Below are 26242 nucleotides of genomic sequence, written 5' to 3'. Positions count from 1 at the left end.
GCCTGTAATAGCACCGCCCCGTTGCGTGTCTTGGCAACGGGGCGGCGTTGGATTTTTCCGGTTTAAGGGAAAAGTGCTTTAAGACACGTGCGGATATGACCAATCACCAGCCCAACAAGTTTTATTGGGCTGGTTGGGGCTGTGCCGCTGGTGGCAAGTTGTTGCCAGATATTTCGCCATCAATTGCGATGGTGTTTTTCGCGGTTAGACCTTCTGCCAGGGTCATTCTGGCCGCCGTTTCGCCGTTATAGCCCCCGGAAAACGGTGCCAGATTGTGCAGGAACTGCTGGGCAGAGTTATGCCAGCTATATTGTTCGGCAAGGGCGCGGGCATCGGCCCGGTCCAGTTTTAGGGCATCAAGGGCGGCCTGGCGTAAATCGGCGTTAATTGCACCGGCTTTGGTGCCGCGCACGATGTCGGCCGGGCCTTGCACCGGAAAAACGGCAACCGGGGTGCCTGACGCCAGGGCTTCGAGAATAACCAGGCCGAACGTATCGGTTTTACTGGGGAAAACAAAAACATCGGCGGAAGCAAAGGCAACAGCCAGGCTTTCGCCGGTTTTTTTACCCAGAAACTGCGCCTGTGGATGTTTCTGCTTGAGCTCGTTAAGTTGCGGACCATCGCCGACCACAAATTTGGTGCCGGGCAAATCCAGGTTGAGGAAATGGCCGATGTTTTTTTCCACCGCAACCCGGCCCACAAACAGCCAGTGCGGTTTGGGAAAATCGCCAAAGCTGACATTTTCACGCGGGTGAAAAAGCGACAGATCCACCCCGCGCGACCAGATTTGCAAATTACCAAATCCCCATTGGGTCAATTCATCACGCAGGGAATCGGTTGCCACCATGACTGATTGCGATTTGCCGTGAAACCGGCGCATTCCGCGATAGGAAATCGATAACGGCAATTTGGTTCGGGCGTGAAGATATTCGGGAAAGCGGGTGTGATAGGCGGTGGAAAACGGTAATTTCCGTTTCAGGCAATAGGCGCGTGCCGCCCGTCCCAGCGGCCCTTCGGTTGAGATATGAATAGCAACGGGCTGCATCGCATCAATCATACGCGACAGTTTGCGTTTGGCAAAAATCGCCAGCCGGATTTCCGGGTAAGTCGGGCAGGGAATGGTGGTGAATTGATCGGGCGAAATGACGCGAACGTCGTGTCCATCGGCAATCAGTTCTGCGCGTACGGTTTCCAGCGTCCTGACAACGCCATTAACTTGCGGACGCCATGCATCGCTGACAATCAGGATTCTCATGCTGTTTTTCCCAAGGGGGTGCTGTGCGCGGAGGGGGTAGATGTCTGTTTCTGAGCGGAGTTTGCGGATGTCGTTTGCGTGCTGGTACTGCGAAACAGGGACATTAACCGCCCCAGGCCAAGGGCCTGCGGGGTGCTGGCATTGGTGTCGGACGCGCCGATATAAGACATGGCCATATTGCGCATGTCGGCCCAGTGCAGCAGTTCCAGTTCGCCGTTTTTATGTTCGACAAGGGCGGTGCAGCTTTCAACCCAGTCGCCATCGTTGCAATACAGCACCTTGCCAATCATGCGTTTTTCGGCATGGTGAATATGACCACAAACCACGCCGTCTACCTTGCGTTTGGCGGCGGCATGGGCAACGGCGGTTTCAAAATTGCAAATGAACTGAACCGCGTTTTTGACCCGGTTTTTCAGATATGCCGACAGCGACCAGTATCCGTAACCCAGCTTGCGGCGGGCCGCGTTGAAATACCGGTTCAGCATGATGGCAAGGTTGTAGGCGGTATCGCCCAGATAAGCGAGCCAGCGCGCGTATTTGACCACCCCGTCAAATTCGTCGCCATGAATGACCAGCAACCGTTTGCCATCGGCTGTGGTGTGGATATCGTTCATGCGAACATCCACATGCCCGAAGGTCATATCCACAAATTCGCGGGCAAATTCATCATGGTTGCCTGGCACAAAAATAACTTTGGTGCCGTTTTTGGCTTTTTCCATAATATTGGTGATCACGGCATGGTGGCTTTCAGGCCAGTACCAGCTTTTCTTCAAGCGCCAGCCGTCGATGATGTCACCGACCAGATAATAGGTGTCAGCCGTGACTTCATTTAAAAAATCCACCAGCAATTCTGCTTGGCAACCGCGTGTACCCAGATGTACATCAGAAATCCACACCGTGCGGTAATGCGGTTTCGTGTTCATGGCTGTCATCGTTGCCCTCCATGTCCCCAAATAAAGGATGGTCAGGCACCGCTTTATTGGGCTCGACCACTATCTTGATAAAACAAAAAGATCGAACACATAACCCGTTCACATAAATTTATCAGTATTGAAAGGATTTTGTTACACGTTTACTTTTGTATAAGGGGCGTGGATTTTATTTTTCACTTTTATTACAGGTAACATTTGTTTCATGTCCGACGATGGCATCACGATTATTTTTAACCCGCGCGCCGGTGGTAACAAACAACGGTTTTTGTCATCTATATTACAACGGGCGGGGGTAAAGGTTGAATTACTGCAAACAACCCATCCCGGCCATGCCCGTGAACTTGCGCGAAAGGTGCGGGCGGGGCGGCGGTTATATGTTGCAGGTGGCGACGGGTCGTTAAACGAAGCCCTGAACGGTTTGCTTGATGCCCAGATCGATGGTCATGAAGTGCCGCCGCTGGGGATTATTCCGTTAGGAACTGCCAATGTTTTGGCCGTCGAGGTCGGGCTGGGGGTAAATACGCGGGCGGTTGCCGGGTATATCAATGATCCGGTCCATGTCTGGGTGCGACCGGGGCTGGTTAACGGGCGGGCATTTTTTCTGATGGTTGGTATTGGCGCCGATGCCGATACGGTTGCAAATGTATCGTTGAAACTAAAACGCCTGATTGGCAAAGGGGCCTATGTGCTTGAAGGGCTGCGCAACATGGCCTTTCCCCGGCACCGGGATTTTGAAGTTAGCATTGGCCGCGATCAGTACCGGGTTGCCGGGGTGGTTGCCACGCATGCCAGCCATTATGGTGGCAAGTTCATCATTTCACCGCAGGCATCGCTGACCGATAACAAACTTGATGTGGTATTGATGCCGGGCAGCGGCAGTTTGGCAACGGCGCGTTACGGGTTGGCATTGACAATGAACCGGCTTTTTCGTCAATCCGATGTCAGCGTGATCCGCACCGAACGGCTGACAATCACCAGTCACTGCGGCCCGGCCCCGGTGCAGATTGACGGCGAAAGTGCCGGTCAACTGCCCTGCGAAATCAGCCTGTCGCCCTATCCGGTACGCTTGATGGTGCCGCGGGCTTATCTTGGCGTCTCACAGCCAGATGTTGCGGGAAAACCAAAGCAGATGGAAACAAACGGCACGAAGACTTTGCCTTATTTTCCGCAAGAATAAAAACGGGCCATGTTGATGGAAGTCAACATGCAAGACGGGTTCAGCACCCCCGTAAAACATCAGAATCAGCCATTCACATGATCTGGGATAATGCGCCTTTTTCTGCGAAATATTCCCAAAATGGGATATAAAACAGTCTTGATTAAAACGGATACTTTAAAGCATATTTCCTTTAATATGACCCATTTTGTTTGTTTTTGGCGTGTCGTTTGGCAAGGCACAGCGCGCTGCGCGATGCGGCGCATCGGGCGAGCGGTGTAACGCTGCCAAACACCGCCAAAATCAAACCCTGTGGGCCAGCGCAGTCTGCCGCCTGGCCGCGTCGAAATCCTTGTCCGTAAACCCATTACGCCCTGCGGACTTCTCCTTACCAGGCGGCAGAATGAGCTGGCAAAATGGGTCATATTAAAGGAAAAATGCTTTAGGATCAGCTTTCCGATACCTCCCGTATCGTCTCATGCCAGAATTTTCGGGATCTGAGACAGGCGGGATATAGATCGAATAAATTTAAAACCACCCCGCACCGGTACAGGATGCGGGGTGGTTTTATGCTTGCTGGGATGTGCCGGGATTACTGCCCGGCGATTGTCAGGCCATCAATGCGCAGGGTCGGTGCGTTGGTGCCGTATTTGAAAGTCAGATCATTGGCCGGGGTGACCGATTTGAACATTTCCTTCAAATTGCCCGCGACAGTAATTTCAGAAACCGGATAGGCCAGTTCCCCGTTTTCAATCCAGTAGCCCGATGCCCCGCGCGAATAATCACCGGTCACACCATTAACGCTGCTGCCGATCATTTCGGTCACATACAGGCCCTGTTTGACATCCCTGATCATGTCCGCCGGGCTAATCGTGCCTGGTTCCATGTAAAGGTTGGTGGTTGATGGCCCCGGCAGGCTGCCTGCCCCGCGTGATGCGTTGCCGGTTGATTTCAGGCCCAACTGGCGGGCAGAACGCAAATCCATGATCCAGGTTTTCAAAACCCCGCTTTCCACCAGATTGCGCTTCATATTGGCGACCCCTTCGGCGTCAAACGGTTTGGATCGCAGGCCGCGTTTGCGATGGGGATCATCCACAATGGTGATGTTGGGGCCGAAAATTTCCTTGTCCATCATGTTGATCAGGAAGCTGGTGCCGCGTGCGATGCCCGCACCATTAATGGCCCCGGACAGATGACCGACAATTGATGCCGAAACCCGCGGGTCCATAATGATCGGCACCTGCATGCTTTTAATCTTGCGCGGGTTGAGGCGGCGCAAGGTTTTTTCGGCCGCCATGCGGCCAATATCGGCAGGATCACGAAGGTCGGTTGAAAAAACCGCACTGTCATAATCATAATCGCGTTCCATGCCGGTGCCCGTCCCTGCCAGCACCGAAACCGAAATATGGCTGCCACTACCGGCATAGCTGTTGGCAAAGCCGTTGGTGGCGGCCAGTGTTATCTGGTGGCGGCCCCAGCCAGCATCGGCCCCTTCGGAATTGGTAATGCCCTCGACCGAACGTGCGGCTTCTTCACAGGCCTGCGCCCAGGATATCAGCTTGTCCTGGGCAACTTCGCCCGGTTCGCACAGTTCCAGCCCGTCAATATCAAAGGTTTTTGCCAGTTCGGACGGGTCGGCAATGCCGCAAAACGGGTCATCCAGGGCATTTTTCGCCATGGCAACACAGCGTTCCACCAGTTCGTTCAGGGCGCTGTCGCTGGTGTCTGACGACGAAACAACCGCCTGTTTCTTGCCAATCAGCACCCGCAAACCCAGATCGGCCCCTTCGGACCGTTCCAGTTTTTCCAGTTTGCCCAACCGTTGAGCCACCGAAAGCGACGTGCCTTCGACATAAACGGCATCCGCGTCGTCTGCGCCGGCCTTTTTCGCACGGGCCAGCAGATCATTGATGCGATCAAGCGTCATTTCAGTTTTGGGCATTGATATTCCTTTTCACACAAAGTGTCTTACCACCGTTATAGGTAGCCAAATGCCAATGCGCAAAGGGGAACAGCCCAATTTAATGGTTTTGGGGTAAATTTCGCCGATCGTTTGAACTTGCTGCGATATGTTGAACCCGATTATCAGCCCGATGTTGCGGGGGCTGATAATCGGGCGCGACGACAGTTTAACGCAAGACCAACAGCTGAATATCCAAAACCCAGTATCATGCCAATATAGATGCCCGTCCAGCCCAATGGGGTGAAAGTCATCACGCCGTAAGACACCCCGATACCGATCCCCCAATATCCGATTAAAATATGGATATTGAATGTGGTTTTGTGATCAAGGGTCCGCAGGATCGCGGCAAGAAGGATGACAAGGCCGCTCGCCAGCGCCAACACCGGCAGATAAGCGATGGAACGAACGAGAAGGGTCAAAATCTCCTGCGTATTTTGTGCAGGCAGGATGCCTGGATGTAGAGATAGCACGGTTACGCCGCAAACAATCAGGGTTGAAACAACAAGAATTGTTGCCACACTGGCAATAAGGGCTTCTGTGATGTGCGTGTTGTGGTGTGATTTGCCCAGGGCATCGCACTGATGTGTGGCAAGCCTGCTTGACAGGGCCTGTGACAAGCCAACCGGAAACATGAAAACAATATCGAACAACAACATGAACCAGCCATGCATCGCAAGTTGCGTGCTGCCAAACTGGCCCATAAGCCAATAGCTTGACGAAACAAGTGTCGTTTCAACGGTGAGGATAAGGGCGATTGGCAGGCCGTGCCGGAAAAGGTTTTGTGATGTTTTCAGAATGGTTTGCAGGCTGTTTGTTTCCCGTTGGAACAGCATAATCTGGCGCGATTTGATAATTTCGCGCAGAAAAACGCCGATTAGAAACAGATAAGTCAGCACTGTTGCCGCAGCTATGCCCGCCATGCCCATTGAAATGTCCGGTGTGATGAAGCCGGTCAGAAGCAGGTTGCAAAACAGGTTTAACCCAAATGCGATGGCATAAAACAGGTCCAGCCTGGCGGCGCGCTGGATCGAGATAAGATAATGACGCAAGAAAACAGTGATCGCCGCAGGCACGCACGAAACAGCGATCAGGGTTTGAAAGAGGCGCGTTCCCTCAAAAATTGTTTCTGAAATGCCCGTCATGATGGCAAGGCGATCCACAAAAAAGATCACAAGGCAGGCAAAAGCCCCAAGGCCGGTAAAAAGTACCAGTCCAGCCCGGAAATGCAGGTTCATACCGGGCTTGTCGCCTTTGGCATAGAAGGCCCCGTTTACCGGAATAACCGCAAAGGCAAAGCCGGTTATGCCCAGAATGGCGACAAACACGTAACTGTTGATTAATCCGCCTGATGACATGGCCGCCGGGCCAAGCAAGCCGAGCACCAGCACATCAATTAAACTGATGGAAATCATCAGCAGTTGGCTAAGCACCATGGGACGGGCAAAAATAATGAACTCTATTGGCCGGATTGGCCGGGTTGGCCGGGCAGGAACAATCATGGGCCTCTTTCTCATCCGTCTGCGGCGAGCGGGATTAAAATATCAACATGACCGCAACCGGTATCGGGTTTGAAATCAGCGCTATAGCGTTCAAAATCCGGGGCGCTGATCGCTTTTTGGCCTGATTTCGGCAAATACTGGTTCCAAATCGTATATCTTGTCGCCCGAATGCCGGAAATATGGCCGCGATGGGTGAAAACAACATAGTTTTGCGGTGCTATGTCCATAACCGACAATTCAGGGTCTGTGATGCTGGCCGTATCGTTTATTGCCACGCCGGAAATATAGTCAAAGCAACTGGTGCCATCATTTTCGGTATTTTTAATTTCGCTGATGGCGGGTTGGGTTGCTTTTTCTGGCCGGGTACAAACGCCAAAAGTTTCCATGCCAGATTGCCCGTCAATCGTTCCGATCCAGGGGGCAAACTGTTGCCATTGGGCCGGGATCGATGGGCTTGTTTCAACACTGTAGCGGCGACGTAATCCTGCGATCCTAAGACTTTGGTGTTTTTCAAAGTGTGGTTTTTCAAGATCCACAATCAGGTGGTCTGACATGCGTAAACACGGCTGTAATGTCAGGTTTTTAAGGTGTCCGCGTGCTCGAAGGTTTTCCGGTGTCAGACCAAAACAGTCGCGAAAGGCCCTGCTAAAGGCCTCGTGCGAGGCATAACCCGCCTCGATGGCGATTGTCAGGATGGTTTGGCGATGCCGGGCTGGCGTTATCAGTTTTTGTGCCGCGACCGACAGTTTTCGGGCGCGTGCATAGCGCATAACCGACATGCCGCTTGCCGCCGCAAAGGCCCGCATCAAATGGCGGGAAGACACGCCACATTTATCCGCAATCATTGCCAGATCGGGGCTGGTTTCGGCATCATCCTCGATATGTGTTTCAATCAGCCATATGGCCTTGTCTGCGGGTGTCATGTGATCTCCTTGCGGGGGACCTGTTTGATATAGCCGCCCCAAAATCCGGCCATTTGATCAAAAGCGACCTCGCGTGTGATTTATGGCAGTATTTTTTAACCCTGCACTGCGATAGTTACGCAGGCACTGGGCCGGACATTTCCCCCGGTGCCACTTTGCGCTATCTTTGCCTGATTATTCCTGACGGAGACGACGATGTCCAAACTTGCTACCTGTTGTGTTCTTTCTGGCCTGACGGGCATTTTGGGGGCTGTTCTTGCTCCCCAAGCACTGGCCGCCGAGACCACAAAAGCGCTTATCGGGCAAGGCCATGGCGGGCAAGATAATACGCGTGCCGGTAAAACGGCTGTTGATGCAACCGCAAATGATACAGCCCTTCAAAATGCGCCTGTTTTAACACCTGCCTTGCAGGCTGGCCCGGTAACGGATGCCGATCTGTATGGCGAGATGCGTATTCAGGCCGGGCAATATGCCGCCCAAAACATGCACCAGATTTTGGTCGGCGATTTCACCTGTGATGGCCAGCCCGACCGCATTGCGGGCTGGGTCGATCGTGACACCCCCGACGGGCCGTTTTTTGATGTGCTGTTTGTAACGCGCGACGGCGGAAAGCTCAGCTCGGAAATGAAGCACATTCCCTTTGCCCAGGATAAACAGTTTGCCCTGTGTGTGGCCGATGATACCGCCCCGCCGCCCATGAGCTGGCAACAGGTTGAACCCGATTATGTGCGTGATGTCGTGGGGAATGCCGGTTTATGTACCACCGCTGTCCGGGTTGAGGATTTTATCTGTGATGCGCCCCAGTTTTACTGGAACAAGACCGCCGATAAAAACGGCGACCATTGGGTTTTCTATCGCAATTAAACCAAAAACGGGCCGGATGATCATGACCGGCCCGTTTTTGGTTTGGTCTTATTTCCAGATTTTACGGCCTGTGCCCGGCAGGCCGTAGCGCGCCCATTTCTGGTCAACGCGGTCAATGACGTCGTCGGGCATGTATAGTTTTTCGCCCCATTCGCGGTGGGTTTCGGGCGGTAGTTTGTTGGTGGCATCCAGCCCCAGTTTGCCACCCAGCCCGCTTTCGGGCGAGGCAAAATCCAGATAGTCAATCGGGGTGTCGGTGATGGTGGTAATGTCGCGCACCGGGTCCATGCGGGTGGATATTGCCCACATCACGTCTTTCCAGTCGCGCACATTAATGTCGTCATCCACCACAATCACGAATTTGGTATACATAAATTGCCGCAGGAATGACCAAACTCCCATCATCACGCGCTTGGCATGGCCGGGATAGGCCTTTTTCATCGACACCACGGCAATGCGATAGCTGCATCCCTCGGGCGGTAGCCAGAAATCGACAATTTCGGTAAATTGCTGTTGCAGCAATGGCACAAAAACATCGTTTAGCGCTTCGCCCAGCACCGAGGGTTCATCTGGCGGGCGGCCGGTAAAGGTTGACAGGTAAATCGGTTTTTTACGCATCGTGATGGCGGTAATGGTGAAAACCGGGAAGTTTTCGACCGAATTATAATAACCGGTATGGTCGCCATAGGGGCCTTCGGGCGCATATTCATCAAGCGATACATGGCCTTCGAGAACGATTTCGGCCGTGGCGGGGACTTTTAACGGAATGGTTTTGCATTCCACCAGTTCCACTTTTTCCCCGCGCAGCAACCCGGCGAACTGATATTCCGATAAGGTATCGGGTACGGGTGTGACTGCGGCCAAAATGGTGCCGGGGTCGGCCCCCAGAACAACCGCACAGGGCAGCGGGTCGCGTTTGGTATTTTTCCAGCGTGCGTGATGCTGGGCACCGCCACGATGCTTGAGCCAGCGCATAATCGCCTTGTCGCGGCCCAGCACCTGCATGCGATAAATGCCCAGATTGAACACATCGCGCTTGTCGCCATTTTTTTCGCCCACAGACGGGCCTTGTGTCACCACCAGCGGCCACGTAATCAGCGGGGCGGGTTCGCCGGGCCAGCAGCCTTGAATGGGCAGTTTGCCAAGGTCGATATCATCGCCGGTCAGAACAATTTCCTGACAGGGGGCCTTCGATACCGTTTTGGGTTTCATCGCCATCACGGTTTTGGCCAGCGGCAGCATCGAAAAGGCTTCGCGCAAACTTCCCGGGGGTTCGGGCTGTTTTAAAAAGGCCAGTGTTTCGCCCACTTCGCGCAGTTCTTCGGGCTTGCGGTTCATCCCGGCGGCAACACGTTCCACCGTGCCAAACAGGTTCACCAGAACCGGCATGTCGTATTTGCGGCCGTCTTCGCCGACGACATTTTCAAATATTACCGCCGGGCCGCCTTCGGCCAGCAGGCGGGTTTGAATTTCGGTCATTTCCAGATGGGGCGAAACCGGTTCGCTAACGCGCACCAGTTGGCCTTTCTTTTCCAGATCGTCAATGAAATCGCGCAAAGACTGATAGGGCATGGCACCGCAATCTTGTGGGGCGGTTAAACAAAGCCAACCGCATATGAAACAGGGTTACAGGTGGTAATACGCGGATCGGGTCTTGTCCAGTATCTGGCGTGATGACCTTGCGTATCACGGTGATGCAAACCGGCCAGTTCAACAGCGGGATTATTATTTAAACCACCAAAACCCGCGCAACCCCGGTAGTCGAGCGGGATTGCGCGGGATAACTCATGGTGCCTGACAGGTTGATGGATACCGCTTGCTTATGACTGCGTCATGTAATGAATGGTGCCGTCATTGTTGATGGTGGCAAGCTGACCGGATTTGGTAAAGACTGTGGCGCAATCGTCTTCTTCGCTTTGGTCCCACATGCATAAATATTTGCTTTGTTCGACCGTCCACAGGCGTTTTTTCATCCCGCGGTCGCCGTCATCGTTTGACCATGTCATGGAGGCGGCACCATTTTCAAAATAGGTGATATTGACATTGGCGTCTTCTTCGCCGTCGCGATACGAGAAGGTGCGGTTCGTAATCGTAGAAATCAGTGCTGTTCCGGTCAGGGGCTGATACCCCTGATTAACCAGCACGTTGCCAGCTTCGGTCATGTCGGTGCTATCAACGTCAATATCCGTACTGTTAACCGTTGTGGAGGACCCGCACGCCGATAGGGCCAGCGCCGATCCGAGCGCGATCATACCTGCCAGACCGATTTTCTTCATTTTGTTTGCGCGCATCATTCTTCTCCTTGTTTTGCTGTTTGAAACAAGTTTTGGCGCGGGCGAACACCCGAATGCGCCGTTGAAAACAAGGGTTGCTGCCAAACCTGGCAATTAAACGACGGTCATGCGTTGGTTGCATGGCAATATTATTGAAAATGTCGGTTTTGGTTCTTGGGTTGTTTGGTTATACAGTGAGCAGATTCGGTCGCATTGCCCACAGATGCGGCATTTTCACATCACCTATAAAACGAAGGACGCACAGATGGCCAATTACTGGGTTATCGGGGGCACCTATCAGGATACCGGTTTTGACGCACCCGTTGGCGAAGAAACCAAAGTAGGCCCGTTCGGTACGTTTGAAGACGCTGAAAAAGAATGGTCAAAGCTGGCCTGGCAGTCGGTTGACGATGCCAATTCGCGCTATCGCATTGAACGCCTGGACGAATACTGGGTTGTTGGCGGCGAATATGAAGACACCAATTTTGAAACCCCGGTTGGCGGTGCAGAAGAACGCCACGGCCCCTTCACCAGTTTTGAGCTGGCAGAAAAGGAATGGTCGAAACTGGCGTGGCAGAATGTTGATAACTGCAATTGCCGTTATCGGGTCATCGAAGGCTGATTGTTGCAGAAGATGTTTGCCCAATCTGACACCGGTTTGATTGACGACGACGATTTACGTCGACAAATTGAACAGCATCCGCGCGCGCAGGAACTCCTGCGCGCGCTTTTGTATCCCTATCCCGCCCCGGATCACGATTTTATTTTGCGCAATCGGAGGGTTAGCACGTTTCATGCCGGTTCGTCCGAGACCGTCGGGCGTTTGTTAAATGGCCGGGTACCGGTTTTGGCGGCGGGGTCCAACCGGTCTCCACGGCAACTGGCCCGCAAATATTTTCCGCCCTTTGATGCGGGCGATATTCCCGTCACAATGGGCTGGATGGACAATCATGATGTTGTTTATTGCGCGCATTTAACCGGTTATGGGGCCGTGCCTGCCACCGTAACCGAAAGTGCTGGAACCACAGTGCGTGTTGCTGTTAACTGGCTATTGCCCGATCAGCTTCACCATCTGCACGCGACCGAATCGCTGGGAAAACACTACGATTATGTGCAAATCCCCTCGGCGGGCATTGTTCTTGATTGCGGTCTGACGGTGTCGCGGGTTGGGGCCTATGTGGCACGCCATGGCTGCGAATTTTCGCCAGGCGATGTTTTCGCCCTTGCCGATATCAAGGCCGAAAACCGGCGCTTTCCCGCGCGCAGCCAATGGGAAATGCTGCAATATGTTGCACAGCGTGTCGGTCATGTCCCGCACCCCGATTTCATCATCCGCCTGATAGAAGACGAAGAATTTCGCCGCGCCCAAAATGGGTTGCGCAAACCGTAATTGCGCAGGCTGCCAGATCCTGCGTTTTGCGCAGCATGAGCATACAGTTTACCCGCTTTACATTCCCGTGCGATCGGGCAGCAATTGCCACACGCGGGTAAATTTGGTGTCGGTATCCTCTACCGCCACATCAACCGGGACATCATAGGTTTCAAGTTCGTCGATATTGCGCGTCGGGGCATAGGTGCGGCCGGGGTCGGCCAGAATAACGCGCGTGCCCAGCAGGGCCTCGGCCATCAGCCATTGCAAAACGGCATTGGCCATATCTTGCTGATAGCAGACATCGCCGGCAAAAATCACATCCCAGCGTTTTTCCGGGCTGCTTGTGCCCACCAGATTATCGGTCAGGGTGGCAAACTCGACATTGTTGCGCGCTGCATTTAACCGTGTGGCGGTAATGGCGACCGGGTCAATATCGTTGGCGACAACGTCAGCAGCCCCCATCATCACCGCCGCAATGGCCTGCATGCCGCCGCCACAGGCAAAATCAAGCACCCGTTTGCCGCGCACCAGTTCGGGATTATCCAGAATATAGCGGGTAATGGCCTGCCCGCCGGGCCAGGCAAAGGCCCAATAGGGTGGGGGAATGTCGAGCACGCCCAAAATGTCTTCGGTGGCTTGCCAAAGCGGGGTGATGTGCGTTGCCAGATACATTTCGATTTCAGGCGTTAAGGGTACGCGGGCTGGCACCGTGAAGGTGGCAATCAGGTCGGTAAATTGCGGATCATCAACCTTGGGGACCAGGGCATCGGCAAAAACATTGTCATTCATTCACAGTCACCGTCACCTTTCTGGCATTGTATCAGGACCCCCTGACCTGCCGGGGCTTACGGTCTTTCGCCCCGGCTGGCAAGCAAGATCGGTGGGCGGATCAGGCCAGTTTCCAAAAAAGTTGCCCCCAGCCCGTTATGTCGGACGGATTGGCACCAGAAACAACCATCGATTTCCAAACCGCCGTCTGGACCGTGTCATAAATCGGGATGCCCAGTTCGCGTTCCAGTTTGTCGACAATCGGGCCGCCGCGCAGATTGGTGCAAAAGATGACAATGGCATCGGGGTTGGTTTTGGCAACATCGCGGATCATGGTTTCCAGATCTGCTTCGGTTACCTCGGAAAACGAGAAATTGACTTTTTGTTCCAGATGTTGCTCGGCTGTGCATTCATAACCGTGATCGGCATAGTTTTTGATAATTCTGGATTGGATTTCGCTGATATAGGGGGTGACCAGCCCAAAGGTTTTAACGCCCGTGCGCGCGAATATTTCGTTAAGAGCCAACACCGATGAACAGGCCGGTATGCCGGTATGGGCCGTGATGGCCGCACATAACGCTTCATCCTTGTCAAAACCAAGCCACCCCGCCGAGGTGCCATTCCAGCAAATGCACGATACCAGGGCGTCTGCCAGAAGGTCCGATGCCGCCAGCATCGGTTCAAATTCAAATTGTCCCAAGGCCTGATCGCCGAGCGAAATTTCAGTGACGCGAAAGCGCCCGAAATGGGCCGAGACATTTTTGGCCTGGGCAATCATGTCAGATGTTACGGGTTCCAGGATCGTGTTCGAGGACGGGGTCAGCATCCCAAGCAAATGTCTTTTTGATGTTTTCATGGTTTCCTCAGATGAAATTATAAGGCGGGTGCGTCTTGTGGACGCACTGTAAATAATTTTGGCCGGGTCGATGAATGATCGCGCGCGACGCGGTGGCGCAATCCACAGCCATGGTTCATGGTAACGATATTTTGGTGGTACAACGGGTGACGTGTTGAATTTTTCGAGTGAAAAGCAAATGCTGTGCCGGAACGAAAAATGGCAAAGTTTCTTCATCTAACATTTTGAAAAAATTTAACATTCCATGGTTTTGGCGGTTGTGGCGATGATGTAAATTTATCATTTTGAATTCATAATTTTATATTATGTATATTTTTTAATCGAATTGATTGATTTCTAGGCACTCTTCCCACTACAAAAGTTCAGCACCCGTTAGTGATTGTGAGTAAAATGACCTCGTTTGTAAAAAAAACGGCCTCGCCGTCAACCCTGAGCGAAATTCCTGTTCTTCCGCGTCAATCCTTGCACGCCGCTGTCGCAGATCATCTTAGAAAGCTGATTATTGAAGGGGTGCTGGCAGAGGGATCGCGCATTATGGAGGCCGAATTGTGCCTGCAAATGAATGTGTCGCGGACCCCTTTGCGCGAAGCGTTAAAAGTTCTGTCTCACGAGGGGTTGATCGAGCTTTTGCCGAGCCGGGGCGCGCGTGTATCGAAGGTGAGTGCGCCTGAAATGCGCCAGCTTTTCGAGGTTATATCGACGCTGGAGCGCCTTGCCGCCGAAATGGTGACGGAAAAAGCAAACCCGCGCGATATTAGGGATTTACGCAAGCTGCATGATCGCATGGCAAAACACCATCTGGCCGATCAGCGGGAAGACTATTTTGCCCTTAACCACCAGATTCACCTGCGCATTGTCGAGCTTTCCGGCAATCTGGTTCTGGTTGATACCCATGCGGGATTGATGATCCGCGCCCGGCAGTTCCGGTATCAGGCCCTGGCCGATAACGATCGCTGGAACGAAGCCATGGCTGAGCATGAAGCCTTTATGACGGCGATTGAAAATGGTGAAAGTTATCGGGCAGGGTTGCTTGTGAAGGCGCATGTTGTGCGCACGGCAGAGGTTGTTGAACAGTCTGTCTTGCGGTTAAAGTAGCAAGGTTAAGCATCGCCGATGCAGAGACCCGACATTTTGGCACGTTGATTGCTTTTGTCTTGCTGTAAAATAAAGCAGGGAGACTAAAATGCATAAAATAGTGGCAACTTTCGTGGTGGCGGCATTCATGGCGGGTCCGGCTTATGCCGAGACGATTGACCTTAAAGTTCTTGGCCAACCCGCCAGTACCGGTCTTATTCAGAAGAATTCCGAACAGCCTTTCTTTGAAAATTTCGCAAAAAAGACCGGCCTTGATGTGTCGGTTAATTTTCAACCGCTTGATGTGACAGGCATCAAGGATACGGAAGAACTGCGCATCCTCAAGGGCGGGTTGTTTGACATCGTGTCGCTGCGTTTTTCGCAGGTCAGCCGCGATGAGCCGACAGTTCTTGGTCTGGATCTGGTGGGGTTGAATCCGACCTATGCCGATGCCAAAACCTCGGTGGACGCATATAAATCTGTTGTGGACAAGCGCCTTCAGGAAAAATTCAATGCCAAACTGTTGGGAGTATGGCCCTTTGGGCCGCAGGTTTTGTTCTGCAAACCTGAAATCAAACAGCTTTCAGATCTGAAGGGCTACAAGGTTCGCGTCTATGATCAGAACCTTGCAAAATTCATTGCATCGGTTGGCGGGATTCCGGTGCCGCTTGGTTTCTCCGAAGTGCAACAGGCATTGGCGCGCGGTGTGGTCGATTGTGCGGTGACCGGGCCAAGTTCGGCCAATTCATCTGGCTGGCCCGAAGTGACAACTCACGTTCTGCCGATTGCCTTTCAGGTGGCCATGAACGGGTATGCGATTAATCTTGATACCTGGAATAAATTCTCCCCCGATCAACAGACCAAAATTGAGGCCGCCTTTGATGGTTTGACCAAAGAAATCTGGTCTTATTCCGAAGAATTGTTTGACGATGCAATGCGCTGCAATGTTGGCAAAAAGCCCTGCGAGTTGAACAAGCCTTATAATCTGGTCGAAGTGCCGATTTCGGATGGCGATCTGGTAATCGTCAAGAATGCCGTCAAGGAATTGTCTTTCCCGGACTGGGCTGAAATTTGCGACAAAACCAACCCCGATTGTTCGGCTGACTGGAAAGCAACCGTCGGCGCAAAAATCGGCATGTGATTTGTCTTTCCCCGACATTTCCTGCCTGTAATGTCGGGGTTTTTCTTGTTCCTTCATGCAGGATCAAAAAGCCAATATGAATGCATTCATCAAAGTTGTGAGCTGGAGCTTCGGTCTGTTGTTGATCGGGTTCTCTGTTTTCGTTTCGCTTGAAACGATCAGTCGCAAGCTGTTCGATTTTTCGTTTCAGGGGGCCGATGAACTGGGGGGCTATATTCTTGCGGTCTGCGGCTCTCTGGCTTTTTCGCTGGCCCTTCTTGAACGCGGACATGTGCGGATTGACTTCATTTATGACCGTCTTTCGCGCAAATCCCGGTCTGTTTTGAACTGGTTGTCGGTGATGTGCATGGCAGCGGTGGGGCTGTTTTTTGCGCGTTATTGCTATGTCGTGATCCGCGATACCATTTCTTATGGCAGTACGGCGGCCACACCATGGGCAACGCCGCTGATCTACCCCCAAAGCTTGTGGTATGCGGCCTTGCTCATTTTTACGCTGACCAGTTTGGGGCTGGCTATTTGGGTGACCGTCTGGTTGTGCCAGGGAAAAAACCACCAGATCAATCAGCATTTTGGCCCTAAAAGCTCAATGGAAGAGCTTCAGGACGAACTAACGGATATTCAACAAAGATAGGGTGCCGCCAGATGGCAATATCGTCGATTTTTATCGCATTCCTGATCATGTTGGCGATCATGCTTATGGGAATGCCGATTGCTGCGGTTATGGCCCTGACCGGCATTGTTGGCGGGGTTCTGGCGTTTGGATGGCCGCTGGTCGACAGCATGGGGGCCGTGGTTTGGGGTGTTCAGAACGAAAATATTCTAACGGCGATTCCGCTTTTCATTTTGTTGGGTGAATTGTTGTTGCGCAGCGGCATTGCCGATCGGATGTATGGGGCTTTGTCCTTGTGGTTTGGGATGCTGCCCGGTGGTTTGTTGCATACCAATATCGGCTGCTGTGCGCTTTTTTCGGCGACTTCGGGGTCTTCGGTTGCAACGGCGGCAACCATCGGCACGGTTGCGATGCCCGCCCTTAAGGCGCGCGGATATGATAGTTCCCGCTCGCTGGGCAGTCTGGCCGCAGGGGGCACCTTGGGCATTCTTATTCCGCCCAGTGTTAATTTGCTTGTATATGGCGCGATGGCGGAACAATCGATTGGCGAGCTGTTTGTTGCCGGGATCATACCGGGGATTGTGCTGACATTTTTGTTTATGGCTTTTATTGCCATTAGCAGCCTGCGCAATCGCGGCGAAACCGTCATGGAAAAAACGCCGCTGTCGGTTAAAATTGCCGGACTGCCAGCCCTTTTTCCGCCGCTTGTGATTTTCTCGATTGTGATTGGCAGTATTTATCTGGGCATTGCAACCCCGACGGAATCGGCGGCATTGGGGGTGGTGACGGCGTTGATATTTGTAGTCGCCTATAAAAAAATGTCGCTGGAATTTCTAAACCGCTGCTTTGTGCAAACGGCCAAAACAACCGGTATGGTGTTACTGATTGTCACAGCCGCCTTCGTTTTGAATGTCACGCTGTCTTTGACCGGTGTGGCACAAAGCATGACGATGTGGATTGCCAGCCTCGGGTTGTCGCAAACCGGCCTGTTGCTGACATTGATTGTTTTTTACCTGATCCTCGGCATGTTCATGGATGTTCTTTCCATGCAGGTGCTGACAATTCCGATTGCGGTGCCCGTGATCATTGCTGCGGGGATTGATCCTGTCTGGTTTGGCATTTTTGTTGTTCTGATGTGCGAACTGGGGCTGATTACGCCGCCTGTGGGAATGAATTTGTACATTGTGCATGGCATTCGTCTCGATAGCGGACCCTTTTCCGATATTGTCCGGGGGGCGCTTCCCTATGTCATCATCATGCTGTTTTTCACGGTGCTGGTGATCGCTTTTCCCCAAATCGTGATGTGGTTACCAAGGATGATGTACGGATAATGAAGCATACATTATGGAAATGTTCGCTTGGCGAACTGGCCGATTGTCTTGCCCGGCGTGACATCAGTGCGGTTGAATTGCTGGACCATTATCTGGATCGGTTAGGGCGTTATGACCCGGTCTTAAATACCGTTATTGCCCTTAATCCATCGGCCAGAAAGGCCGCCGAGGCCAGCGATGAGCGCCGCCGCAAGGGCATGTCTTTGGGGATGCTTGATGGTATTCCCTTTACGGTGAAAGATAATATCCTGACCAGCGATCTGCCCACGCGCTGGGGCAGCCGGGTTTATGCCAATGAGGGGCCTGGCCCGGATGAGGAATGTGTGCGCCGGTTAAAGGCCGCAGGCGCGATTGTGATGGGTAAAACCAATGTCCCGGAATTTACGCTTGAAGGATTTACCGATAACCCGTTATTCGGGCCAACGAAAAACCCGTGGGACAAAACCAAAACGCCCGGCGGTTCAAGTGGCGGGGCCGTGGCAGGGGTGGCGGCGGGACTGGCACCTTTTGCCCTGGGTACAGATGGCGGCGGCTCCATCCGCAGGCCGTGCGGTTATACCGGTCTTTTCGGATTAAAACCCAGTATCGGGCGTATTCCCCGGACAGAAACCCTGCCGCAGATTTTATCGGATATGGAGGTTGTCGGCCCGATTTCGCGCGATGTTGACGGGCTGATCACGGTTTTTGAAACAATTGCGGGCATGTGCCTGACCGACCCTCGATCATGTTTGGCACCTGAAATATGCGATTATGACGGGCCGGGGAAAAAGCTGAAAATTTTGTATGTTCCCCGATTGGGGGATGCACCTGTGGCCCCGGAAGTTCTGGTTTCGACGGGCAAAATTGCGACCCGGTTCGAGGAAATGGGCCATGATGTGACACAAGGTGACATGCCAATCGATATTGGTTTTCTGACCGAAGCCTGGCCCATGATTGGCCGGGCAGGGTTGGGTTTTTTAGCGCGTCAGGTCGGGGGGCGATTTGAACGGGCATCGGAAAAATACCGGGCCATGGCCGATGACGGAACGCAACTGTCATCGGCAACCCTTTTTGGCATTTTTGATGCAATTGCAAATTTGCGCCGTGCTGCCGCCGCCGTCTTCAATCAGTGGGATGTGATTTTGATGCCCAGTTCGGCATCAATGCCCTGGGCGATAGGGCTTGATTATCCGCCAAAAATTGACGGGGCCGATGTGGGGCCGCGCGGGCATGCGGTTTATACCGGCTGGGTCAATGCGATTGGGTGTCCGGCCTTGAATTTACCAGGGCCGCAAGGGACCAATGGCCTGCCGGTTGGCAGTCAGATCATTGCCGGTTTTAACCGGGATCGATTTGTTTTGCGACTTGCCAAACACTACGAAACGGCATATCCGGCACCAGGCCTTTGGCCTGCTTTGGTGAATGATCAAGGGATGGAATGACGCATGACGACGGGCAGGGAACAGCAACTTGATCGCGCGGCGCATATTTTGGTGCAAAGCCGGATCATGCAAACGGTATCGTCGCGGCTTGCCCCCGATAGTCGGCCTGCAACCATTGAGGAAGCCTATATCCTGCAAAAGAAGGTTGCCTGCCTTTTGGGTGTAGAAAAAACCGGGTGGAAAGTGTCGCCTTATGGCGATGGCAAATCTGTTGCCGCGCCTATTTTTGCGGCCGATATTTTTGCATCAGGGGCCGATGTTGCCCATGTTACCGGCATTGAAACCGAAATTTTGTTGCATCTGAAGGCCGACTTGCCGTATCGGCCAACCCATCCCTATGATCGTGCCGAGATTTGCCAGGCAATTGATTTTTATGCCTTGGGGTTCGAATTGATACAATGCCGGTTTAGCGATGATGACCAGACCATTCTGGAACGTCTGGCTGATTGTTTGCTCAATCGGGGGCTGGTGATCGGGGCGCAGCAGGCCTTTGTTAAAGACGGCCAAATTCCATCAATGCTGCCAGAATTATACCGGAATGACCAACCCTGTTCATTCCGGCCCAATCCGATTGACCCGATTGCAAGCCTGCATGCCTATGCCAATAGCGGGGGAGACCAGTTTGGCGGCCTGTGCGCCGGGCAATGGGTGGCAACGGGGTCGATGACCGGCATGGAAAAGGCCTGCGCACCAGATCGCTGGCGCGCCACCCTGGATGGGGGATTGGAAGTTACGGTTACGTTGGTCGGTTAAGCGGGCTTTAGCCCACCGTCCTGGCAATGATGATGGATGCAGTAACCAGCAGGGCGAAATCGCGGTTGGATTTAAAACGTTTCAGGCAGTTGGCCGCATCGTTGATATTAACCGTGCGCACCTGCCACACCAGATGCAGGCAGCTAAGGGCCAGCAGCGGGAAATAAACCCAGTGCAATCCTGCAAGCCCGCCCGATACCGCCAGAAGGGTTGTTGTCAGGATGTAAAACCCCGTTGCCCATTGCGGGGTGGCATCGCCCAGGCGCAAGGCCAGCGATTTAACGCCGATTTTAATGTCGTCGTCTTTGTCCTGGTGGGCATAGATGGTGTCATAGCCCAGGGTCCAGAAAATGCCCGCCACATACATGGCGACGGCGGCAGGGGCGATGGTGCCGGTGACGGCGGCCCAGCCCACAAACGCCCCCCAGTTAAAGGTCAGCCCCAAAAAGGCCTGCGGCCAATAGGTGATGCGTTTCATGAACGGATAGGTAAAGACCAGCGGCAACGAACAAATGCCAACAATGATGGCCTCGATGCGAAACTGTAGCAGAACGCCAAGGCCGATCAGCAATAACAGCCCCAAAAAGGCAAATGCCTGCCATATTTTGATTTGGCCAGATGGAATGGGGCGGGTGGCGGTGCGTTCCACCTTGCCATCATAATTGCGATCCGCCAGGTCATTGACCACGCACCCGGCCCCGCGCATGACCAGGGCGCCAATGGCAAACAGCACAAACATTTTCCAGTCTGGCGCACCGTTCGATGCCATGGCGGTGGACCACCAGCAGGGCAGCAACACCAGCCATGTGCCAATCGGTCGGTCCATGCGGGCCAGCTTCAGGTAAGGGCGCACAGGGGCGGGCATGTATTTGTCAACCCAGCTATCGGCGGGCATATCATTTTTCGTTTGATGTAACGGTTGGTTGACCTGTGCCATAATAACCCTGTTTAACGCCTGCAAAATGATCGTAAATTTTCAATCCGGTTCGGGGACGATAGATGCATCAAGATACACCACGCGCCCGCCAAAGACTTTTCGTTGCCGATGCCATCACCGCCGGGGCGGAAATTGCATTGTCACCCGAACAGTCTCATTACCTTGAACATGTCATGCGCCTCAAGCCCGGAACGCCGGTAAAAATATTTAATGGCATGGATGGGGAGTGGCTGGCGACCCTTTCCGAACTGCACAAAAAGAAAGGCGTGGTCAGCGTTGAAACCTGTTTGCGCGACCAGCATAACAGCAACGGCCCGGCTTTGGCGTTTGCGCCGATCAAAAAACAGCGGCTGGATTTTCTGATCGAAAAGTCGGTTGAACTCGGCGTGTCGCGGTTAATGCCGATCATTACCGCACACAGCATTACCGACAAGGTGCGCCTGGACCGGTTGCAGGCCCAGGTGATTGAGGCCGCCGAACAAAGCGAACGCCTGGACGTGCCAAAAATTGATCAACCGGTAAAATTGTATGATTGGCTGGCAAACTGGCCTGAAAACAATCACTTGCTGTTTTGTGATGAAACCGGTTCGGGATCACCGATTGGTGATGTCCTGACAGAATCCTTGGCAAAACCCGCTGGCTCGGCTATCGACAACAACAATGTTGTTAACCATATACTCGTGATTGGACCCGAAGGCGGCTTTGCACCCGACGAAACAGACCGGATCAGAAAACAGCCCTTTGCCACCGCTGTCAGCCTTGGCCCGCGCATTTTGCGGGCTGAAACGGCGGCAATTGCGGCATTGGCGGTTTATCAGGACCGGATCGGCGACTGGTCGGCCCGCCCCGTTACGAGAGATTAAGGAATAGTCTGATGAGCGTCAGTGCCGCCACCGGGGATAGCCCGGAAATTGAAAACCGGGCACAACTGGTTGAATGGTTCGAGTCCGGGTGCAAACCCAAACGTGACTGGGCCATTGGAACCGAACACGAAAAATTCGCCTTCACCCGCGAAGATTTACGCCCGATCCCCTATGAAGGGGAACGCGGGGTTAAGGCCCTGCTTACCGCCCTTGCCGAGCGGTTTGACTGGGACCCGATTTTGGAAAACGGCAATGTGATTGCCTTAAGCAAAGAAAAATGTTCGGTGTCGCTGGAACCGGGCGGCCAGATCGAACTTTCGGGTGCACCGCTTAAAAATATTCACCAGACCTGTGGTGAAGTGCACCAGCACCTTCATGAAATTCGCGAAGTTTGTTCGGGGCTGGATATTGATATGCTTGGCGTTGGGCATCAGCCCAAATGGGCACGCGACGATATTCCGTGGATGCCCAAAGGCCGCTACGACATCATGCGCAATTATATGCCCAAGGTCGGATCGCTGGGCCTTGATATGATGCTGCGAACCTCGACCATCCAGGTCAATCTGGATTTCGACTCCGAAGCAGATATGGCGCATAAATTCAGAACATCGCTGGCCCTGCAACCTGTGGCAACCGCCCTGTTTGCCGCATCGCCGTTTGTCGATGGCAAACCCAGCGGTTATCTGTCCTCGCGGTCTCATGTCTGGACAGATACCGACCCGGACCGGTGTGGCATGTTGCCGTTCGTGTTTGAAGACAGTTTCGGCTTTGAACGCTATGTCGATTACATGCTTGATGTGCCTATGTATTTTGTTTATCGCGACGGTAAATATATCGATGTGTCGGGTAAATCTTTTCGGGATTTCATGGCGGGCAAGCTTGATGTATTGCCCGGCCAACGTCCGACCCTGAATGACTGGTCGGACCATATGACGACGGCATTCCCCGAAGTGCGGCTTAAAAAGTTTTTGGAAATGCGCGGTGCCGATGGCGGCCCGTGGCGCCGTATTTGTGCCTTGCCCGCGTTTTGGGTTGGCCTGCTTTATGACAGTGCCAGCCTTGATGCCGCCTGGGACCTGGTGAAAAACCTGACGACTGAAGAACGCGAAGCCTTGCGCAATGATGTGCCGAAACTGGGCATGCAGACGCCGTTTAAAAACGGCACCATGCAGGATTTGGCCAAGGATGTTCTGGCGATTTCAAAACAGGGCCTTAAAAACCGCGCCAAACTTGACAGCTACGGCGATGATGAAAGCCATTTTATCGAAAGTCTGGAAGATGTGGCGCAAAGCGGTCGGACCCTTGCCGACGAGTTTTTAGACCTTTATGAAACCCGTTGGGAAGGCTCGGTTGACCCGGTGTTTCGCGAATATGCCTATTGATTGTCAGGTGCGCTAAAACGTGCAAGGGCGGTGGTAAATCCACCGCCCTTGTTGTATCAGGCATGACGTTAAACCTGATTGCCACCCAAAAAAAGGATGCCCGAGCGATGAAAGCTGTGCCGTGCGAAACCATGCAGGATGTTCGCGACAATGTGGACCGTCTTGACCGGGTTTTGGTCGGAGTGCTGGCCGAACGGCTGGGCTATATCGAACAGGCCGCCCGCATCAAACAATCGCGCGATGCTGTGCGTGATGAAGACCGTATCGAAGATGTGATTGCCAAGGTGAAAGCCCAGTGCAAAATTGACGGGTTAGATGAAAACATCGCCGAACGCCTGTGGCGTTTCATGATGGAAGATTATATCGCCCATGAATTTGTGAAGTGGGATGATCTGCGCAAAAACGGCTAAAGCATGTTTCCTTTAATATGACCTATTTTGCCAGCGCAGTCTGCCGCCTGGCAAGGAGAAGTCCGCAGGGCGTAATGGGTTTACGGACAAGGATTTCGACGCGGCCAGGCGGCAGACTGCGCTGGCCCGCAGGGTTTGTTTTTGGCGGTGTTTGGCGGCGTTACACCGCTCGCCCGATGCGCCGCATCGCGCCGCGCGCTGTGCCTTGCCAAACGACACGCCAAAATCAAACAAAATGGGTCATATTAAAGGAAATATGCTTTAAATACCGGTTTGTAATCCACAAAAACGTCTTTGTGTGCTGGCGGTTGCAAAACAGGGTACTATATCTGGCGCATCGCCGGGTTCCCGCCCCGGTCAGTTTCATTTTCTGACACGGAGGAAATTTTGACCGACCAGCCACAAACCCGCACTGAACAAGACACCATGGGCGAAATCGAGGTGCCTGCCGACCGTTATTGGGGCGCGCAAACCCAGCGGTCGCGTGAGAATTTTCGCATTGGTGGCGAAAAAATGCCCGAAGCCCTGATCCGTGCCTTTGGCCTGCAAAAGCTGGCAGCGGCTCGGGCCAATCAGGTGTTGGGCAATCTGGAATCCAAAATTGCCGATGCCATTCAGGCAGCAGCGCGCGAAGTCGCCGATGGCAAATTATCTGATCATTTTCCGCTGGTGGTGTGGCAAACCGGCAGTGGCACGCAAACCAACATGAATGCCAACGAAGTGATCGCCAACCGGGCCTGTGAATATTTGGGCGCACCGCTGGGCAAGCGCGAACCGGTGCACCCCAACGATCATGTCAATCGCGGGCAATCATCGAATGACAGTTTTCCAACCGCCATGCACATCGCAGCCGTGGTTGAAATTGAAGAACGCCTCAAACCGGCCCTGCGCCATTTGCGCGAAACCCTTGAAACCAAAAGCCGGGCCTTTGAAAATATCGTTAAAATTGGCCGTACCCATATGCAGGACGCGGTGCCTTTGACATTGGGTCAGGAATTTTCCGGTTACGCCACCCAGATCGAACTGGGACTGGACCGCATTGAAGACGCCCTTAAACGTCTGTCAAAGCTGGCACAGGGCGGCACGGCCCTTGGCACGGGCCTTAACGCGCCGGACGGGTTTGATAAACAGTTCGCCCGCGAAATCAGCAGCCTGACCGGTTTATCGTTTGAAACCGCCGCCAACAAGTTTGAAGCCCTGGCCGCGCATGATGCCTGCGTTGAAATGTCGGGCGTGATGAATGTGTTAGCCGCATCCTTAATGAAAATTGGCAACGATATTCGTTTGCTGGGGTCTGGGCCGCGCTGCGGGCTGGGCGAGCTGATTTTGCCCGCCAATGAACCAGGATCGTCGATTATGCCCGGCAAGGTAAACCCGACCCAGGCCGAAGCCCTGACCATGGTCTGCGCGCAGGTGATGGGCAATCATGTTACGGTGACGGTGGCGGGGTCTAACGGTCACCTTGATCTGAATGTGTTCAAGCCGGTGATTATTTATAACCTGTTGCAATCCATTCGCCTGATTGCCGATGCCTCGGTCAGCTTTGCCGATCATTGCATTGTCGGGCTGGAGGCAGATGAAGAAAAGATCGATCATTATGTTGAACAAAGCCTGATGCTGGTGACCGCACTGGCCCCGCATATTGGCTATGACAATGCCGCTGCGGTGGCCAAAAAGGCGCATAAGGATCGTTCCAGTCTGAAAGAGGCCTGTCTTGCGCTTGGCTTCCTTGACGGGGATAAATTTGATGAGCTTGTTCAGGCACGCGACATGATCTGATGTGCCTTGCTGCGGCACCCATCCGTAATGATATGTGGCCGGGTGTTTAAAGCCCGGCCAATTTTATAGGGGGTAGGCCGCCTTTAGCATGGCCGGGACGATGACCTTGTGAAAGGGCATGATCGTTGCCAGATAGGCCCGGCCAAAAAGGTTGTAGCACTTTGTCAGGGTGATGGTGCGGATCAGTGTTCGATCATTGGTAATATGTTCAACCTCAATCACCAGCCTGAAATCAAGATGCCGGTCATCCAGCCCCAGCGTAATCGATGTATCCGTGCGGGAAACCACTGGAAAAATTCCGATGATATTTGGGTTTTCACTGTCATTTGCGCCGGATTTCAAACCAAACGGACTGACGACAAGATCCCGAAACCGCATTAGGTGAACGACCCAGTTTGGCCTGGACATCATGATTTTGCGCGCGGCATTTTCGGGGGTAATATCGCGATTTGATGTTGTGATTGCGAAAGCATCGGCCCAGTCGGCATTTGGCAGGGACGCATGAGGCAAGGATACCGGAACGGTAACTGCATTTGGCACGTGGCAGCCCTTTTTCGAGGTCCTGGACTGGCAATTTCGCCAGTATGCCCGGAACAAACTGATTGACGCGATAGTCGTATCAACTGATTTCGCGTGTATCAAGGACATAGATCTTGTTGAGGGCCTCGATGGTGTCGCGG

Annotated in this window: 25 protein-coding genes; 14 read left to right on the top strand and 11 right to left on the bottom strand. The window is 53.3% G+C overall.

What is annotated here, in order from left to right; genetic code table 11:
• Window positions 1–121 precede the first annotated feature (121 nt).
• Both AAC086_RS18855 and AAC086_RS18850 read right to left on the bottom strand, forming a co-directional pair.
• The gene (locus AAC086_RS18855; protein ID WP_339781032.1) at window positions 122–1255 is read right to left on the bottom strand and encodes a glycosyltransferase family 1 protein; all 1134 of its coding nucleotides are present in this window, start codon (window positions 1253–1255) and stop codon (window positions 122–124) included.
• Window positions 1252–2187, bottom strand: a complete 936-nt coding sequence (locus AAC086_RS18850) for a UDP-2,3-diacylglucosamine diphosphatase (RefSeq protein WP_339781031.1) — start codon at window positions 2185–2187, stop codon at window positions 1252–1254. Before AAC086_RS18850 ends, AAC086_RS18855 begins: the two co-directional genes overlap by 4 nt.
• Window positions 2188–2389: 202 nt before the next feature.
• On the opposite strand from AAC086_RS18850, the gene AAC086_RS18845 reads away from it, so the two are divergent.
• Window positions 2390–3364: a diacylglycerol kinase family protein gene (locus tag AAC086_RS18845; RefSeq protein ID WP_339781030.1), complete on the top strand. Its 975-nt coding sequence runs from the start codon at window positions 2390–2392 to the stop codon at window positions 3362–3364.
• A gap of 571 nt (window positions 3365–3935) precedes the next feature.
• Here the strand turns inward: AAC086_RS18845 and AAC086_RS18840 are convergent.
• The 3 genes from AAC086_RS18840 to AAC086_RS18830 form a co-directional block, all read right to left on the bottom strand.
• Window positions 3936–5285: a TldD/PmbA family protein gene (locus tag AAC086_RS18840; protein ID WP_339781029.1), complete on the bottom strand. Its 1350-nt coding sequence runs from the start codon at window positions 5283–5285 to the stop codon at window positions 3936–3938.
• Between the two features lie 143 nt (window positions 5286–5428).
• A complete protein-coding gene (locus AAC086_RS18835) occupies window positions 5429–6805 on the bottom strand; it encodes an MATE family efflux transporter (protein WP_339781028.1) in 1377 nt (458 codons plus the stop codon).
• An 11-nt stretch (window positions 6806–6816) separates the two neighbouring features.
• Window positions 6817–7728, bottom strand: coding sequence for an AraC family transcriptional regulator (locus tag AAC086_RS18830; RefSeq protein ID WP_339781026.1), 912 nt, complete (start codon window positions 7726–7728; stop codon window positions 6817–6819).
• 195 nt (window positions 7729–7923) lie between these two features.
• On the opposite strand from AAC086_RS18830, the gene AAC086_RS18825 reads away from it, so the two are divergent.
• Window positions 7924–8592: a hypothetical protein gene (locus tag AAC086_RS18825; RefSeq protein ID WP_339781024.1), complete on the top strand. Its 669-nt coding sequence runs from the start codon at window positions 7924–7926 to the stop codon at window positions 8590–8592.
• A gap of 48 nt (window positions 8593–8640) precedes the next feature.
• On the opposite strand, the gene AAC086_RS18820 is transcribed toward AAC086_RS18825, so the two are convergent.
• Both AAC086_RS18820 and AAC086_RS18815 read right to left on the bottom strand, forming a co-directional pair.
• The gene (locus AAC086_RS18820) at window positions 8641–10164 is read right to left on the bottom strand and encodes a UbiD family decarboxylase (RefSeq protein WP_339781022.1); all 1524 of its coding nucleotides are present in this window, start codon (window positions 10162–10164) and stop codon (window positions 8641–8643) included.
• Window positions 10165–10412: 248 nt separating this feature from the next.
• Window positions 10413–10886, bottom strand: a complete 474-nt coding sequence (locus AAC086_RS18815; protein WP_339781020.1) for a hypothetical protein — start codon at window positions 10884–10886, stop codon at window positions 10413–10415.
• Window positions 10887–11130: 244 nt separating this feature from the next.
• Here AAC086_RS18815 and AAC086_RS18810 point away from each other — a divergent pair, with 244 nt between their 5' ends.
• Both AAC086_RS18810 and AAC086_RS18805 read left to right on the top strand, forming a co-directional pair.
• A complete protein-coding gene (locus AAC086_RS18810) occupies window positions 11131–11487 on the top strand; it encodes a hypothetical protein (RefSeq protein WP_339781018.1) in 357 nt (118 codons plus the stop codon).
• 3 nt (window positions 11488–11490) lie between these two features.
• Window positions 11491–12255, top strand: a complete 765-nt coding sequence (locus AAC086_RS18805; RefSeq protein WP_339781016.1) for a hypothetical protein — start codon at window positions 11491–11493, stop codon at window positions 12253–12255.
• 57 nt (window positions 12256–12312) lie between these two features.
• On the opposite strand, the gene AAC086_RS18800 is transcribed toward AAC086_RS18805, so the two are convergent.
• Window positions 12313–13026: a 50S ribosomal protein L11 methyltransferase gene (locus AAC086_RS18800; protein WP_339781014.1), complete on the bottom strand. Its 714-nt coding sequence runs from the start codon at window positions 13024–13026 to the stop codon at window positions 12313–12315.
• A 100-nt stretch (window positions 13027–13126) separates the two neighbouring features.
• Window positions 13127–13861 carry an aspartate/glutamate racemase family protein gene (locus AAC086_RS18795; RefSeq protein ID WP_339781012.1) on the bottom strand — a complete coding sequence of 245 codons (735 nt, stop codon included), beginning with the start codon at window positions 13859–13861 and terminating at the stop codon, window positions 13127–13129.
• 390 nt (window positions 13862–14251) lie between these two features.
• Between AAC086_RS18795 and AAC086_RS18790 the strand changes: the two genes are divergently transcribed.
• The 6 genes from AAC086_RS18790 (at window position 14252) to AAC086_RS18765 (ending at window position 20191) form a co-directional block, all read left to right on the top strand.
• Window positions 14252–14956, top strand: a complete 705-nt coding sequence (locus tag AAC086_RS18790; RefSeq protein ID WP_339781010.1) for a GntR family transcriptional regulator — start codon at window positions 14252–14254, stop codon at window positions 14954–14956.
• 88 nt (window positions 14957–15044) lie between these two features.
• Window positions 15045–16076 carry a TRAP transporter substrate-binding protein gene (locus AAC086_RS18785; protein WP_339781009.1) on the top strand — a complete coding sequence of 344 codons (1032 nt, stop codon included), beginning with the start codon at window positions 15045–15047 and terminating at the stop codon, window positions 16074–16076.
• Window positions 16077–16152: 76 nt separating this feature from the next.
• Window positions 16153–16707, top strand: coding sequence for a TRAP transporter small permease (locus tag AAC086_RS18780; RefSeq protein WP_339781007.1), 555 nt, complete (start codon window positions 16153–16155; stop codon window positions 16705–16707).
• Between the two features lie 11 nt (window positions 16708–16718).
• On the top strand, window positions 16719–18017 hold the full coding sequence (locus tag AAC086_RS18775) for a TRAP transporter large permease (protein ID WP_339781005.1): 1299 nt from the start codon (window positions 16719–16721) through the stop codon (window positions 18015–18017).
• Window positions 18017–19438, top strand: coding sequence for an amidase (locus tag AAC086_RS18770; protein ID WP_339781003.1), 1422 nt, complete (start codon window positions 18017–18019; stop codon window positions 19436–19438). The genes AAC086_RS18775 and AAC086_RS18770 overlap by 1 nt, the downstream gene beginning before the upstream one ends.
• Before the next feature lie 3 nt (window positions 19439–19441).
• Window positions 19442–20191 carry a hypothetical protein gene (locus AAC086_RS18765; protein WP_339781002.1) on the top strand — a complete coding sequence of 250 codons (750 nt, stop codon included), beginning with the start codon at window positions 19442–19444 and terminating at the stop codon, window positions 20189–20191.
• Window positions 20192–20198: 7 nt separating this feature from the next.
• On the opposite strand, the gene ubiA is transcribed toward AAC086_RS18765, so the two are convergent.
• Window positions 20199–21128 carry a 4-hydroxybenzoate octaprenyltransferase gene (ubiA, locus tag AAC086_RS18760; protein WP_339781000.1) on the bottom strand — a complete coding sequence of 310 codons (930 nt, stop codon included), beginning with the start codon at window positions 21126–21128 and terminating at the stop codon, window positions 20199–20201.
• 62 nt (window positions 21129–21190) lie between these two features.
• On the opposite strand from ubiA, the gene AAC086_RS18755 reads away from it, so the two are divergent.
• The 4 genes from AAC086_RS18755 (at window position 21191) to fumC (ending at window position 25562) form a co-directional block, all read left to right on the top strand.
• Complete coding sequence (locus tag AAC086_RS18755) at window positions 21191–21991, top strand: 16S rRNA (uracil(1498)-N(3))-methyltransferase (protein WP_339780999.1); 801 nt, start codon at window positions 21191–21193, stop codon at window positions 21989–21991.
• 11 nt (window positions 21992–22002) lie between these two features.
• Window positions 22003–23373: a glutamate--cysteine ligase gene (locus tag AAC086_RS18750; RefSeq protein WP_339780997.1), complete on the top strand. Its 1371-nt coding sequence runs from the start codon at window positions 22003–22005 to the stop codon at window positions 23371–23373.
• Between the two features lie 107 nt (window positions 23374–23480).
• On the top strand, window positions 23481–23783 hold the full coding sequence (locus AAC086_RS18745) for a chorismate mutase (RefSeq protein WP_339780995.1): 303 nt from the start codon (window positions 23481–23483) through the stop codon (window positions 23781–23783).
• Between the two features lie 387 nt (window positions 23784–24170).
• Entirely contained in the window at window positions 24171–25562 is a 1392-nt protein-coding gene (fumC, locus tag AAC086_RS18740; protein ID WP_339780993.1) for a class II fumarate hydratase, read from the top strand.
• Window positions 25563–25625: 63 nt separating this feature from the next.
• Here fumC and AAC086_RS18735 read toward each other — a convergent pair whose 3' ends face one another.
• A complete protein-coding gene (locus tag AAC086_RS18735) occupies window positions 25626–26102 on the bottom strand; it encodes a DUF2867 domain-containing protein (RefSeq protein WP_339780992.1) in 477 nt (158 codons plus the stop codon).
• Window positions 26103–26242: the final 140 nt, after the last annotated feature.

The sequence above is a fragment of the uncultured Thalassospira sp. genome (assembly GCF_963976115.1).
GTDB lineage: Bacteria > Pseudomonadota > Alphaproteobacteria > Rhodospirillales > Thalassospiraceae > Thalassospira.
Note: the sequence above shows the minus strand (reverse complement) of the source record. Positions and strands in the feature narration are given on the sequence as shown.

Bases quoted from the DNA above. Each gene is read 5' to 3' on its own strand.
- AAC086_RS18855 (WP_339781032.1), bottom strand. From the start codon at position 1,255: ATGAGAATCCTGATTGTCAGCGATGCATGGCGTCCGCAAGTTAATGGC.
- AAC086_RS18850 (WP_339781031.1), bottom strand. From the start codon at position 2,187: ATGACAGCCATGAACACGAAACCGCATTACCGCACGGTGTGGATTTCT.
- AAC086_RS18845 (WP_339781030.1), top strand. From the start codon at position 2,390: ATGTCCGACGATGGCATCACGATTATTTTTAACCCGCGCGCCGGTGGT.
- AAC086_RS18840 (WP_339781029.1), bottom strand. From the start codon at position 5,285: ATGCCCAAAACTGAAATGACGCTTGATCGCATCAATGATCTGCTGGCC.
- AAC086_RS18835 (WP_339781028.1), bottom strand. From the start codon at position 6,805: ATGATTGTTCCTGCCCGGCCAACCCGGCCAATCCGGCCAATAGAGTTC.
- AAC086_RS18830 (WP_339781026.1), bottom strand. From the start codon at position 7,728: ATGACACCCGCAGACAAGGCCATATGGCTGATTGAAACACATATCGAG.
- AAC086_RS18825 (WP_339781024.1), top strand. From the start codon at position 7,924: ATGTCCAAACTTGCTACCTGTTGTGTTCTTTCTGGCCTGACGGGCATT.
- AAC086_RS18820 (WP_339781022.1), bottom strand. From the start codon at position 10,164: ATGCCCTATCAGTCTTTGCGCGATTTCATTGACGATCTGGAAAAGAAA.
- AAC086_RS18815 (WP_339781020.1), bottom strand. From the start codon at position 10,886: ATGATGCGCGCAAACAAAATGAAGAAAATCGGTCTGGCAGGTATGATC.
- AAC086_RS18810 (WP_339781018.1), top strand. From the start codon at position 11,131: ATGGCCAATTACTGGGTTATCGGGGGCACCTATCAGGATACCGGTTTT.
- AAC086_RS18800 (WP_339781014.1), bottom strand. From the start codon at position 13,026: ATGAATGACAATGTTTTTGCCGATGCCCTGGTCCCCAAGGTTGATGAT.
- AAC086_RS18795 (WP_339781012.1), bottom strand. From the start codon at position 13,861: ATGAAAACATCAAAAAGACATTTGCTTGGGATGCTGACCCCGTCCTCG.
- AAC086_RS18790 (WP_339781010.1), top strand. From the start codon at position 14,252: ATGACCTCGTTTGTAAAAAAAACGGCCTCGCCGTCAACCCTGAGCGAA.
- AAC086_RS18785 (WP_339781009.1), top strand. From the start codon at position 15,045: ATGCATAAAATAGTGGCAACTTTCGTGGTGGCGGCATTCATGGCGGGT.
- AAC086_RS18780 (WP_339781007.1), top strand. From the start codon at position 16,153: ATGAATGCATTCATCAAAGTTGTGAGCTGGAGCTTCGGTCTGTTGTTG.
- AAC086_RS18775 (WP_339781005.1), top strand. From the start codon at position 16,719: ATGGCAATATCGTCGATTTTTATCGCATTCCTGATCATGTTGGCGATC.
- AAC086_RS18770 (WP_339781003.1), top strand. From the start codon at position 18,017: ATGAAGCATACATTATGGAAATGTTCGCTTGGCGAACTGGCCGATTGT.
- AAC086_RS18765 (WP_339781002.1), top strand. From the start codon at position 19,442: ATGACGACGGGCAGGGAACAGCAACTTGATCGCGCGGCGCATATTTTG.
- ubiA (WP_339781000.1), bottom strand. From the start codon at position 21,128: ATGGCACAGGTCAACCAACCGTTACATCAAACGAAAAATGATATGCCC.
- AAC086_RS18755 (WP_339780999.1), top strand. From the start codon at position 21,191: ATGCATCAAGATACACCACGCGCCCGCCAAAGACTTTTCGTTGCCGAT.
- AAC086_RS18750 (WP_339780997.1), top strand. From the start codon at position 22,003: ATGAGCGTCAGTGCCGCCACCGGGGATAGCCCGGAAATTGAAAACCGG.
- AAC086_RS18745 (WP_339780995.1), top strand. From the start codon at position 23,481: ATGAAAGCTGTGCCGTGCGAAACCATGCAGGATGTTCGCGACAATGTG.